Source organism: Pontibacter sp. LHS1 (assembly GCF_058932855.1).
Window position 1 is genome coordinate 166505 of record NZ_JBZYWF010000001.1, and the last position, 13180, is coordinate 179684.

General features: G+C 50.0%; 10 protein-coding genes. 3 read left to right on the forward strand and 7 right to left on the reverse strand.

The features are described 5' to 3' along the window. Nucleotides 1–164: 164 nt before the first annotated feature. Entirely contained in the window at nucleotides 165–2348 is a 2184-nt protein-coding gene (gene nuoL / locus AC5FXQ_RS00755; protein ID WP_493600596.1) for an NADH-quinone oxidoreductase subunit L, read from the reverse strand. 212 nt (nucleotides 2349–2560) lie between these two features. Here nuoL and AC5FXQ_RS00760 point away from each other — a divergent pair, with 212 nt between their 5' ends. Next, nucleotides 2561–2854 (forward strand): hypothetical protein, encoded by a 294-nt coding sequence (locus AC5FXQ_RS00760; protein WP_007655342.1) that lies wholly within the window; start codon nucleotides 2561–2563, stop codon nucleotides 2852–2854. A 372-nt stretch (nucleotides 2855–3226) separates the two neighbouring features. Here AC5FXQ_RS00760 and AC5FXQ_RS00765 read toward each other — a convergent pair whose 3' ends face one another. From AC5FXQ_RS00765 to AC5FXQ_RS00785, 5 genes are all read right to left on the reverse strand, one after another. Continuing rightward, nucleotides 3227–3508 (reverse strand): hypothetical protein, encoded by a 282-nt coding sequence (locus tag AC5FXQ_RS00765; protein WP_493600597.1) that lies wholly within the window; start codon nucleotides 3506–3508, stop codon nucleotides 3227–3229. 184 nt (nucleotides 3509–3692) lie between these two features. Beyond that, nucleotides 3693–4574 carry a universal stress protein gene (locus tag AC5FXQ_RS00770; protein WP_493600598.1) on the reverse strand — a complete coding sequence of 294 codons (882 nt, stop codon included), beginning with the start codon at nucleotides 4572–4574 and terminating at the stop codon, nucleotides 3693–3695. A gap of 9 nt (nucleotides 4575–4583) precedes the next feature. Next, nucleotides 4584–6239, reverse strand: coding sequence for a BCCT family transporter (locus AC5FXQ_RS00775; RefSeq protein WP_493600599.1), 1656 nt, complete (start codon nucleotides 6237–6239; stop codon nucleotides 4584–4586). Nucleotides 6240–6256: 17 nt separating this feature from the next. Continuing rightward, nucleotides 6257–7399, reverse strand: a complete 1143-nt coding sequence (locus AC5FXQ_RS00780) for a hypothetical protein (RefSeq protein WP_493600600.1) — start codon at nucleotides 7397–7399, stop codon at nucleotides 6257–6259. A 279-nt stretch (nucleotides 7400–7678) separates the two neighbouring features. Further along, on the reverse strand, nucleotides 7679–9877 hold the full coding sequence (locus tag AC5FXQ_RS00785; protein WP_493600601.1) for a M3 family metallopeptidase: 2199 nt from the start codon (nucleotides 9875–9877) through the stop codon (nucleotides 7679–7681). A 188-nt stretch (nucleotides 9878–10065) separates the two neighbouring features. Here AC5FXQ_RS00785 and AC5FXQ_RS00790 point away from each other — a divergent pair, with 188 nt between their 5' ends. Next, the gene (locus AC5FXQ_RS00790; RefSeq protein ID WP_493600602.1) at nucleotides 10066–10524 is read left to right on the forward strand and encodes a hypothetical protein; all 459 of its coding nucleotides are present in this window, start codon (nucleotides 10066–10068) and stop codon (nucleotides 10522–10524) included. Then, the gene (locus tag AC5FXQ_RS00795; RefSeq protein WP_493600603.1) at nucleotides 10521–11291 is read left to right on the forward strand and encodes a class I SAM-dependent methyltransferase; all 771 of its coding nucleotides are present in this window, start codon (nucleotides 10521–10523) and stop codon (nucleotides 11289–11291) included. The genes AC5FXQ_RS00790 and AC5FXQ_RS00795 overlap by 4 nt, the downstream gene beginning before the upstream one ends. A 34-nt stretch (nucleotides 11292–11325) precedes the next feature. On the opposite strand, the gene AC5FXQ_RS00800 is transcribed toward AC5FXQ_RS00795, so the two are convergent. Further along, a complete protein-coding gene (locus tag AC5FXQ_RS00800) occupies nucleotides 11326–13116 on the reverse strand; it encodes a T9SS type A sorting domain-containing protein (RefSeq protein ID WP_493600604.1) in 1791 nt (596 codons plus the stop codon). Nucleotides 13117–13180: the final 64 nt, after the last annotated feature.

The following is a 13180-nucleotide window of genomic DNA, read 5'->3' on the forward strand; positions in this document are numbered from 1 at the left end:
TTTGTTTTCAGCCACTACTCCTACTGAGCACGGGTGCAGACTTGTTTACTCGCTCCTCCAGTTGAAAGACTCGAACTGTGTGAAACAGTCAAATCCATTTCCAATCCTTCGAAAACTTTCATCTCACAGATCCAGATTGTCAAATCCAGATCGCGAAATTAACATCAATTCAGCATGATGTATAGTATTATCAGAATAAATCCGAAAAGAGAGTAGGCGTAGTAAGACTGTACCTTACCGTTTTGGAGTCCGCGTCCGAAGCGGCCGAGCACTTTTGCCATTGCCCCGATCAGCCACACACTGCCGTCAACCACCCACTTATCAAACCACTTCACAATCTTGGAGAACACCACCAGCCACTTGCTGGCATACTCCAGGGAATAGTCGATTACGCGTTTGTCGAAGCGGTAGAGCATGCGGGCCATCCACAGTACCGGCTGCACCAGCACCCTGTCGTACGCTGCATCCAGGTAAAAATGATGAAAAGAAAGCTTTGCCAAAGCTCCCTGCGGTTGCTCCTGCAGCAATGCTTCGCTGCTTTTGCCTCTATACCTGCCGATTGCCAGGGCTATACCTGCTATACCTAACAGAGCGGAAAGCAGCCCGATCACCAAATGGGCAGTTCCGTTGGCGGCGTCCTGCACCGTCACGGCCTCAATCAAATTACTGGCAAGCAATGCACCTTCCTGTGAGAGCTGGTTCAGGCTAATCCCCTGCATCACCCAACTTCCGGAGAAGGACAGCGGGTTGAGCGAAAAGAAGATGCCCAGCGACAGCACTGCCAGTAGCAGCACAGGTATAAGCATCACCCGCTCTATCTCCTTCCCTGCCGACAAGCGAAGCGCCTGCACATCGAATGGCAGGCGGAAAGTACCGAAAAACATAAACCACAGATGCCGCCCCATGTAATAAGCCGTGAGCAGCACCACTGTAAAACCAATAATGGGCACTATAAAGTATAGGCTGTTCCCATTGGCCTGGCTCATCGTCTGCGCCCAGGCCCAGCTGCCGGAAAGGATGGCGTCTTTAGAAAGAAAGCCAGAAAACAGCGGCAAACCCACCAGTGCCGCAGCAGCCAGCAGGTAGGTATAAAAAGTGAGTGGCATAGCCTTGCGCAGTCCCCCCATGTTGCGGATATCCTGCGGATCGATATCAGCAGGCTGGTGCGTATGATACAGGCCGCGGTGCATGGCATGGATGATGATACCAGCATTCAGGAAAAGAGCCGCTTTGAAGAAAGCATGCGTGGTCAGGTGAAAGAGCGAAGCGTCGTGCGCCCCAGTGCCCATGCCCATTACCATATAGCCCAATTGAGAGATCGTGGAAAAGGCCAACACCGCTTTAATGTCATACTGCGTGAGTGCTGCCAGCGCCCCAAGCAGTGCCGTGATGGCCCCAATAATGGCAATTACCGTGAGGGCGTCTACTGTAAAAAATGCGTAGCAGCGCGCCACCAGGTATACGCCCGCCGCCACCATGGTCGCAGCGTGTATAAGTGAGGACACAGGCGTCGGGCCCTGCATAGCATCAGGTAGCCATACCTGCAGCGGAAACTGCGCTGACTTACCCACGCAGCCCATAAACAGGCCAAGACCGGCCAGCGTCAGGAACAGTGGGCTCAGCTCCACCAGCCAGGGCTGCCCCTGCAAGGTGTAACCAGTTACAAACGTTCCGTTCAGCCACTCCCCTGCCCCCATCAGCGTGCGCAGAGCCTCTAAATCGAATGTCCGGAAATAGGTATAGAAGGCAAATAAACCGAGCAGCAGCCCGATGTCGCCTACCCGGTTGACCAAAAAAGCTTTTTTGTTGGCCGCAATGGCAGCAGGGCGTTCGTACCAGAAACCGATGAGCAGGTAGGAGGACAAACCAACCAGCTCCCAGAACATAAAGAGCAGCAGCAGGTTATCTACCAGCACAATGCCCAGCATGCTAAAGGTAAAGAGACCCAGGTAGGCAAAGTAGCGGCTATACCCTTTGTCACCGTGCATATAGCCCACCGAAAAGAGCTGCACCAGCATGGAGATGAAGGTAACGATAACCAGCATCAGCACCGTCAGGTTATCGATCAGTATACCTGCTGTGAAGTCCGCTATAAAGCTGTTAGGCAAGCTAAACCAGGTGGTCCGGCTATGGTGTACTTCTGTGTTCCAGGTTTGGGTATAGAGGTAGATCGAACATGCAAAGGCCAATCCGGTGGCGCCAATCCCCAGCCAGTCACCTTGCCGGGGCAACTTACTGCCCGCCAGGTATAGCACCACAAAGGCGAGCAGCGGCAGTAGGAGCACCACCAATGCCAGGTAGGTTTGGGGCGTGCCGGCCAGCGGTTCAAGAAGTGCGGAAAGCTCCAAAATATAGGCTATCTATTGGGTTCGATCTCAGGAAGAGGACAGCCTGTGGCCTTCCTCTGTTTCAGGCTGCCAATTTACATATATTGTTGCAATAATATAGTGTCTGATGGCCCTCCCAGGCTGCGTATACCCCATATTTTTCAATTTTTGCAAACAATCATGGTTCTATTTCGTTTTGTATGGTATTGTACCATCTAAACAAAATAAGAACTATGGACACACAAGATCTTAAAAGAGACGCACAGGATTTGAAAAACAAAGCTGACAGAACTAATCCACAGCATAAAGAAGGACCAGTGGCTGCAGCCATCGAAGACTATACTTCCCGTATCCCATCAGATGTATTCCTATGGGCAGCATTGGGCTCTATGGCCGTTTCAGCAACACTGAAGATTATGAAGAAAGACGAAGAAGCTTTGTTCGTAGGTCAATGGGCTCCTTCCTTCTTACTGTTGGGTAACTACAACAAGATGATCAAGCTGGTTGGCTATCAAAACGACAAGTAAGAAGCGTCTATTATACTCTCTGCATGAGAAACAAAAAGAGGGTGCCAAGGCTCCCTCTTTTTGTTATGTTCTCCAGTCGTTAGCCCGATTCAACCTCAGCCCTTAAGCATCACACAAATCAGATTAAATAACATTACAACAGGAAAGTTCAAAAATATTATTTTTTTTCACCAATAGCACCGGATATAGGTATAATTATCTCTATATTTGCAGCGGCTAAAAGTTGAAGGTTGCCTATGTGGCAATCCTTTGAAGAGGCAGGGCTCCCCACAAAGGAGCCTTTGCTTTTTTTATGGGCTATACCTGTCCTGGGATCACGCTTTGGAGGCTGTTCTCGCTGAGAATTTTAAAACTCGCCAGGCAGTTCAATCGCTAGACCGGCTCGCTTGAATTTTCCGCCTTTACCCCTTCGCTTGAGTGCAGCACTTCACAATATCTTTTTCGAAGGTTTTGCACCCCATTCCAATCGATCACATCTTCCTCACTGCTGAGTAGTGTCAGGTTTTCTTTTACAGAGACATCTGATATAAACATTCTGTCCTGGTAAAGGCCATTCGCATAGAAACGACAATATGTTCGGGTTTCGTCCGCTTCTGTCAATACAATCAGATCGCAAGTTTGCAGCTTGCTGGTAAAAAGAGAAAATTCATCCATAATTGGCAATCGGTAATCTGGAAGCACACTATACAAACCGGATAACTTATCCTGCTTTGTTCATGTAATTGGTGCTTATTAATCTCAGAAGTTACGATCATGTTAACGAAAGGTTACGGAACAGATCAAAATTTCTGATTTTTTTTAAAAAAAGCTGTCACAGGCATTTACAGCCAACCCTTAATTATTTTTTCTTGATCACCTCCTCAGAGTAAACCAGCCACAGCGGTACATTGATATCTGAGTTGTAGATCTCGGTAGGCACACTTCCAAGACTTAGGGACGGAATCGGGTTATTACCTTTCAGGCCCAGCACCAGCATGCCATGCCTTCCTTTTTCGAGATGAATGCTAATACGCTCAGCTACACTCTTATTAGCCGCTCTCACCAGGGTATAAGGTATACCAACTATCTCCGGGTGCTGCTTCTGCAGGACATTGAACTTCTCTTTAACCACTTCTTCTGCCTTTTTCACAGCTTTTTCTTCCGAGATCAGGGGAAAGAACTGACTCGGCAGGCGGTAAACGTGCATGATCTCAAGCTGCAAGCCTAACTGGTCAGACAGGTTCTTGCTGAGCCTTAGTGCGTGCACGGAGGTATTGGAGAAATCGATGGGAACCAGCACCTTTTCGATGTGGAACGCACTAGCCTCCGGAAAGACCAGTATACTGCACGGCAGGATGCGCAACAGTTTGGTACCTAATGCATTTGTACTCTTACCCTTCGACTTTTTGCCTAGCAGCGTCAGCTTTACTTTATAGCGTTTGACCAGATCAGCCAGAATTACTTCTGTGTTGGGTTCTTCGCTGACCAGGATCTCGTATGGGGCGACATTGGCAAATTGCTCGCTCACGATATCAGTTATGTTCCCCTCGATTTCACTTGCCAGGTCCACCTCGCCAAACCACTCTCTGAAGTCTTCGCTCAGCTCGGATGTTTTGATATTGTGCACGAAGTATACCTTGTCAACAGGTAGCCGTTCGCAGATCGCGCGTGCAAAAGCGACCAGCTTTTCATCTATATCACTAAGGTCCAGGCAGACCATCATGGCGTTAATTGCAATCATAGCACTTCTCTATTCTAATGGTTTATTTGGAGTACCGTCGCCTCCTGATGTTTTTGGCGCATGTTGTTTCTGAGCCCTTTTGGCCAGCATTTCGGCCACCAATTGCTGATAAGCCTTCCGCTCACTCGCCTGTCCCAGTTTCAGCTCTTCCTCCAGTTCTTCGCTTAATCCCCGGTACAGACTATAGCACATCAGCAGCAGAATAATGGCGAAGGGCAACCCCGTGATGATAACGGCAGTCTGCAGGGCCTGTAAGCCCCCTCCCAGCAGCAACACCGCCGCAATAGCGCCTCCTGAAAGCGCCCAGAAGATGCGCGTGCCTACTGGCGGATTGGGCATACCCCCAGAGGTCAGGCTCACGACTACTAAAGAACCGGAGTCTGAAGAAGTGACAAAGAAGCCTGCGATGAGCAAAATGCCGATTACGGAGAGTACGGTCGAAAAAGGAAGCTGCTCAAAGAACACGAAGAGAGCTGTTGAAATATCGGCTGCCACGGCATCGGCTATGGCGGTGTTTCCAGACAGTATATCACGCAGCGCGGTGCTCCCGAAAGCGGTCATCCACAGGAAGGAAAGTAGCGATGGTGCTATAAGCACGCCGAGCACAAACTCTTTAATGGTACGCCCCTTTGAAACCCGCGCAATGAATATACCGACAAACGGCGCCCAGGAGATCCACCAGGCCCAGTAAAACACCGTCCAGGAGCCCTGCCAGTTATTCGTTGAGAATGCTTCGTTCCAGAAAGAGAGTTGCAGGAAGTTACCCAGGTAATAACCGGTGTTCTGCACATAGGAGCTCAGAATAAAAACCGTAGGCCCGAGCAACAGCACCGCGATCAGGATCAGAAGCGCGATGCGGATGTTCCACTCACTGAGAATACGCACGCCTTTGTCCACACCCGTCACCACCGACACGGTGGCTATACCTGTAATGACCGCGATCAGGATGATTTGGGTCGTGATATCGTTTGCGATGACTGGAAACACGTGGTTGAGACCTGCAGCTACCTGCTTCACTCCCAGGCCCAGGGAGGTAGCCAGACCGAACAAAGTCGCAATCACTGCCAGGATATCGATCACGTGCCCGATAATGCCGTGGATGCGCTCCCCCAGGAAGGGATAGAAGGCTGAGCGCACTGTAAGTGGCAGCTGCCGGTTATACGTAAAGAAAGCCAGGGCCAAAGCCACCAGCGCATAGATCGCCCAGGCATGCAGTCCCCAGTGCAGAAACGTAAAGTTCATGGCCTGTCGTGCAGCTGCCGGTGTGCCCGGCTCGCCCATCGGCGGCGTCTGAAAGTGGTTGATCGGCTCAGCTATACTCCAGAACAGGAGCCCTATACCCATACCTGCACTGAAAAGCATTGCAAACCAGGCAGAGGTCGAAAACTCCGGCTTGGCATCCTTCCCGCCCAGCCTGATACCCCCAAACCTACCAAAGGCGATAAAAAAACAGAATGCCACAAACAGGTTCACACTCAATATGAACAACCAGCCTGCATTGGCCGTCACCGCCGTCTGGGCAGCGGAGAAAAAGGTCTCTGCTCCTTTCCTGAAAATGAGTACAAGCGCAATGATGATGATCAGGATCACGATAGATGACCAGAAGACAGGTCCGTTTACCTCTAGTCCGAAAGATCTCTTAATATGACTTTTAACTTTACTCATGCTGTTTGGTTTAAGTCTCAGAAGTAATACCCCATGTTGATATTGAAGCGCATATGCCACTTTGTATCACCTGGGGTTCCGGTGGTGAAGGCATTTGTCCACTCCGGCCCCAGCCAGGGATGGTTGTAGCCAAATGCCGCATCGGTGTAGATGTACATGGGCCCTGCGGTAAACAGCGCTCCCAATACGTTCATGTGCGCGTTTTCAAAGCCGCTTTCCCGCTTATTATAGTACCCATAGTTATTGTACAGGTCTATACCTTGCAAAAGTTTGGTTTCAACAGGTATATGATAGGCTATACCTGCCGTGTAGATCTCTCCCCGGTTTGCCACATTGTAGTTGGCGCCATAGGCCCCCATCTCCACAAAGTCGAGGTCGGCACCATCTGCGTAGGCTGGCTGAAAGCGGTAAAGCATGGCCTGTAGTTTGATGTTCCAGGGGCTGTGGGATGATTTGTATTCATAGTGCACCGCTCCGGCATAACGTGTGCCGTTACGCTCGGTATCGATGTTGTAAAGCAGCCCGCCCTGTAGTGAATAACCTATTTCGTGTGCCAGGCTGTCGCCGAGCCGGCGCACCAGTTTGAAGTCAAGCTGGTTGTTCTCCTTGTTGCGGCCCGTTACATCGTAAGAGTAGCGGTTGGGGCTCGGCTCTGCCAAGCCAAACACAAACTCTTCGGCACTTTTATAGTAGGCCGCCTGCCATTGCCAGCGGCCGCTGTCGCGTATGTATTTCACACCCATGTCGTGGTCATCCTCAAAACCGACGTAATAGGTCATGTTGAAAAACCAGTTGTTGGAATTGTATTGCTGGATGCCGAAAGGGACCTGGTTAAGCCCGAGCTGTAGTTGGGAACCTTCATCGAAATCGTACTGGAACCAGCCTTGCTTTAGAAAAGCGCCACCAAATGCCTGGGAGTAATGGCGAAACTCGGCATTGAGCTTAATGCCTTTGTAGGCGGCTTCTGCATTGATGCGAAAGAGATCGAAGCCAAAGTCACCGGCCCGCTCCAGCTGATCCTTTTTCCAGGTAGAGAGATTGTAGTTAAAACGCAGCGCACCTCCCAGCTTGAGCATAGGTTTGTCCTCCGGCTTCTCTTCAGGCGCCTGCGCCAGACCCGCCTTGCTGAAAACAAGCAACAGCGGCAGCAAAATTAGCATGCAGTATCGTAGCGGTTTCCTCAATAAAATCTGCGGTCAGTTAATGTACAATACACTTATGACGATACATGTGGTTAAAGGTTGCTCGAGTAGTAAAAGGCTTGCTATACCTGATAATTGCTCTTTACAGATCCACATTCGCCAGAGCAGGTACTACACAAAGATTGACAGATATTATCCTATACCATTATGAAATAAAAACAGCCGGAGCCACTGCTATGCAATGCCCCCGGCCGTTTTTATATTGTCTGGTAAAGCTTAAGCCTTACCGACTAAAACTTACTTCTTGCCTTGCTGGCCTGGTACCGGGAAGCCACGGTCGCGCATCAGCGCATCGATCTTGGCATCGCGGCCACGGAACTGACGGTAAGCGTCTGCCGGGTCCATCGAGTTGCGCGGCGCAAACAGGTACTTCACCAGCCTGGCGGCCACTTCGGCGTCATAGAACCCGCCTGGTGCTTCCGCAAATGCTTCTGCTGCATCAGATGTCAGCACGTCGGCCCACAGGTAGCCATAGTATCCGGTGGCATAACCCTCACCGGAGAACACGTGTCCGAAATGTGGTGAACGGTGACGCATCACGATCTCCTTCGGCATACCTAGCTTAGACAGCGTTTCTTTCTCAAACTTGTCCGGGTCCAGGTTGTTCGGATCGGCCAGGTGGAAATGCATATCCATCAGGGCAGAGGCCAGGAACTCAGTCGTTGCAAAGCCCTGGTTGAAAGTAGAGGCTTTCTCAATCTTAGCCACCAGCTCTTTCGGCATCGGCTCGCCTGTCTTGTAGTGCTTCAGGAACTGGTTGATCACCTTGTCAGTAGACAACCAGCGCTCCAGCAACTGCGACTGGAACTCGGTATAGTCACGCACGCCGCTGTTCAGCGTAGGGTACTTCACATTCGAAGCCAGGAAGTGCAATGCGTGTCCGAACTCGTGGAAGAAGGTCTCGGCATCATCCCATGACACCAGCACCGGCTCACCTGGAGCAGGCTTCACGAAGTTAGAGTTGTTTGAGGATAGCACAGTCTTCTTGCCATCGAAAGTAGTGTGGGCGCGGTAAGTCGTTGCCCAGGCACCAGAGCGCTTGCCCTGTCGAGCGAATGGATCAAGGTACCACAGGCCGATGTGGTCACCGGTTGTTTTGTCGGTTACTTCCCATACCTTCACGTCTTCGTGGAATACTGGCACAGAACCTTCTGGTACTGGCGTGAAGTTAAAGTTAAACAGCTCACCCGCCGTGAAGAAGATCGCCTGCGTCAGGTTGCCCAGTTCCAGGTACTGCTTCACCTCGTCAGAGTTCAGGTCATACTTCTGCTGACGCACTTTCTCGGCGTAGTAGCGGTAATCCCAAGGCTCAATCGTGATCTTGGTTTTGCTGGTTTTGTTCGCCAGCTGCTGCATGTCGGCCACCTCTTCTTTGGCACGGGCAATGGCAGATGGCCATACCGCCATCATAAGGTCCATCGCAGCCTCAGGCGTTTTGGCCATGCGATCCTGCAGTCTCCACTCTGCATAATTGTCGTAGCCCATCAGCTGTACGCGCTCACGACGCAGTTTCAGGATGTCCACGATGTTCTGCTTGTTGTCGTTCTCGTCGTTGTTGTCGGCACGGGAGTAGTAGTTCTTCCATACTTGCTCGCGCAGTCCACGCTCGTCAGAGTAAGTCAGGAACTGGTCCATAGAAGAGCGCGTGTTGGTCACGGCATACTGGCCTGGCTTACCACGGTCAGCAGCAGCTTTGGCAGCGGCCTTCACAAACGACTCAGGCAATCCGCTCAGCTGGTCTTTGGTGAAGTATACCACATACTTCTCCTCATCAGCCAGGATGTTGTTGGAGAACTTGGTGTAAAGCGTCGAAAGCTCCTTGTTGATATCGGCGTAGCGCTTCTTCTTCTCAGGGCTCAGGTTAGCACCTTCCATCTCAAAGCCTTTGTACACCAGTTCCACTACACGCTGCTGATCTGCTGGTAGCGGGTTTTTCTGGGCATTGTCGTACACCACCTTGATGCGCTGGAAAAGCTTCTCGTTCTGTGAGATTTTAGAGTTGAACTCAGAGATCTTTGGCGCCATCTCCTGCTGAATGGTGCGGAACTCCGGCGTAGACACGTTGCTGCTCCAGATGCCGTAGTAGGTGAACACGCGGTTCAGCTCCTTGCCGGCACGCTCCATCTCCTCGATGGTGTTCTCGAAAGTGGCAGGCTGTGTGTTGTTGGCAATTTTTTCAATCTCGGCCAGGTTCATCGCCATCGCCTTTTCCATAGCCGGTTTCAGGTCGGCCAGGTTCATTTTGTCGAAGGCAGGTACACCGCCATAAGGGCCGGTCCATTCCTGCAGCAATGGGTTGGTTTCAGCGGCCTGTTGCGGTTGGGTCGTCACCTGCGTATCCTGGGTCTGAGGCGTCTGCGACGAGGTACAGCTTGCCAGCGCCAACAGGACCGCGACACCGGATGCCTTACCGGCTAATATGATTTGGTCTTTCATAGAGGTTTAAATGAATGAGAAAATTTCAGCCCAAGATACAAAAAATTGACTACATGCCCCACACAGCAATTATTTGACCTCGCAGCTATACCTGACATGCTATCCGCATACGTTTGTAAAGTATCCTTCTGGCAGGGTGGCAGAAACTGCAGCCCGCTCGTATAAGAAGGTCTGAATACCCCTTTACCATGCAAGAATCCCCAACAAAAGACAAGCAGGCTTTACGTAAGCTCTATGACACTGTTCTGCCCGAACTGGCGCAGCACATTCACCAGCACCTGGCGGATGTCATTCCGCTTTTTCATGATTTCAAACTAGAGAAATTAGTTGACACCTGGACGCGTGAGCCAGGCTCAGATGCCACCACCGAGATCAGCCTGGAGAAGGGCAATGTAAACCAGATGGGGCTGCGCCTGCGCCTGGAAGGATTTCAGCGGGTGGGTGCCGACAACTTCGACCTGACCAAAGATCTGCTGTTTAAGCTGGACCGAAACTTCTATACCATCGGCCCGAACCAGGACAATGTATGGCTCGAAAAGGACTACCTGCAAAACTGGGATGAGTCTGATTATGAACTGGTGGCTGAAAAGTGGACGGAACAACTGATAGATGACCTAACCCAGCGACTGGAGAAGTACACGGTATGATAAAATACATAGGATTTCCAGGCTTCACATTTGTTTTTACCTTTCTGGTCGCCCTGTGCCTGAGTAGCTGCCACGCCTGCCAGGCCCAGCAACCTGACACCAGCACGCAAACCGACGGCTATACCTATAAAAGGCCATCCTCAGGAGGTACAGGGAAGGTATACATGGGTCGGGAGATTGCTGCTATCATGACAGCCACAGGTGGCAACTGGCTAGACCGTGACACTCGTCAGGAAGAAGAGAACTCACCCCGTACCATCGAAAACATGAATCTGAAGCCCAATTCTGTGGTGGCTGATATTGGGGCTGGCACTGGTTTCTATACCTTTCAGATAGCGCCCAAAGTACCAGCGGGCAAGGTATACGCTGTGGAGGTGCAGGACCGGTTTATCAAAGTACTGGAATCCCGTCAGGGAAAAGAAGGCGTTCATAATGTGACTGTCGTTAAAGGCGACAGCCTACAGGTAAATCTACCTGCCAATTCAGTGGACATTGCTCTGATGGTGGACGTTTACCATGAACTTTCCTACCCGAAGGAAATACTACAGTCTATTCACAGCGCCTTAAAGCCTGGCGGCAAGCTCCTGCTGCTGGAATACAAAGCCGAAGACCCGGATGTACGCATCAGGGCATTGCACAAGATGACGGCCGAGCAGATCAAAAAAGAGCTGGAGGCAAATGGATTCCTTTTGCAGCAAAAGGAGGATTTCCTGCCGATCCAACATTTTATGCTGTTTGAGAAGGCCAGGAAAATTGAAGGCAATTAGGCTATATTTTGCCATACAGGTAAGATTACAGCAATCACTCACTCACAAGCTTCAGCACTTGCTGCTGATCAGCCGTAGTGACTTTCAGAAAGTAAATGCCGCTTGCCAGGTCGAGTTCCGTCAGTGTGATGGCATTAATTCCTCTTCTCAAAGTGATCGCCTGCGACTGGACAATCCGCCCCTGTGCATTATAGAGAACGAGGGTGCCAACCTGCTCTTCATTGGAAGAAACTTGCACCTGCAAGTAGTTATCAAAGGGACTCGGGAATGCCTTGAGTGTGATGGCATCTGGAAGACCAGGCGCACTCACATACCTGATCGGGCTGAACTCAAACTCACCCGAATAGTCGACTTGCCGTAGCCTGTAGTAAATGCCCTCCGCCCTATACCTGGAAATATTCTTGTCCGTGAAGGAATAGTGTCTTTGCAATTGAGTTGTTCCATTGCCAGTCACCTTACCAACCGGAGTAAATGTTCGGCCATCTGTGCTCGACTCCACACTGAAGTAGTCATTATCCTGCTCAGAGGCTGTTCTCCATTCCAACACCGCATCGTCAGCAGACAGCCTGGCAGTAAAGCTTACAAGCTCAACTGGGAGCGGGATGATTTCTGAGGTTGCTAAGACGCTGACGGCATAATATGGGGCTGGCGCATTTCTTGAGGTAGAGGCCATGATGACAATCTCGTCGGTAAAATTATCCTTGGTACTGGTTACGTTGTTGTAGAATCCTTCTATTAAGGTGTGCTCTCTGTTAGATGCTTGCCCATTAGATCTATTCACAGTCTCATTAAAATCCTCTGGAAAATTGATTACATCAAGGGGCGACTCTTTATAGACTATATTTCCACCACTTTCATTATCTGTATACACAACCCTTATAATCTCTTCAACTTCATTCAGAATGACAATTGGCCTTGTTCTTGAGCCCGCTTTGGTTATGCTATACAGATTATCCCATGTACCAGTTGGCCTTCGCACAAAAAGGCCTAGCAGTGGCTGATCTCCACTATAATAACTAGTTTTAATGGCGCAATATAAGGTACCGTCACTGGCGACAGCCATGTTCATATGATCGTCTGCCAGCCCCCCGTCTATATTCCCAGAGGTATTATGTACCACATCCTCTATTGCTGACCAAGTACCAGGGTTGCTCCCATCTACATGCGTTTTAAAACCAAATTTTGTTGAATTCTGGTTTGACCAGAACACACCTACTTTCCCTGGCAAAGCAATAACGGCACATATGTCATCACTTTTCAGTCCACTTGCAAGTTCAATTTCATCACTCCAATTGCTATAAGGTGTATCGCTATACCTAACCCGTACTTTTTTATCTCTTGCGTAGGCTAGCCACATTCTACCTTCGCCATCAATATCAATTGTTGCTGTCTCAACCCCATTTCCAAGTGATAAATTGGAGGCTGCTCTATGGTCTAAGTAGGTCCCATCAGCTGATTCGTACTTTAATGTAACAATATCAAAAAACGCAGGCTGATTTTGGCTGGAAGACTCATGAAAGAGTAAAACATGCGTCACATCTCCTACTACTTTGCAATCTACTTTGGAAGTAGTCTTATCTGAAATTTTCAGAACCCGTGACCATGCCGTTCCATCCAGCCGCCAAAGATGAGTCCCTACATTTTCTGGTAATGCACTAGGCAGCACCGTCCAGAACGTACCGGCATGTGCCCATACTTTCGATTGGGGCTTTTCACCAGTGTTCGCAGAGATCGGGATTTGGCTTAAGGGAGTTACAGAATTGAATTGAGCAATAGAGGGGTAGGCGCTTATCAGGAACACAAATAGAGTTAAGATTCTAATCATAGGGTGATCTCCTTCATGATCTTAGAGGAATTCGCAGTGCAGAAAATAAGTCGCTAGCACCCTA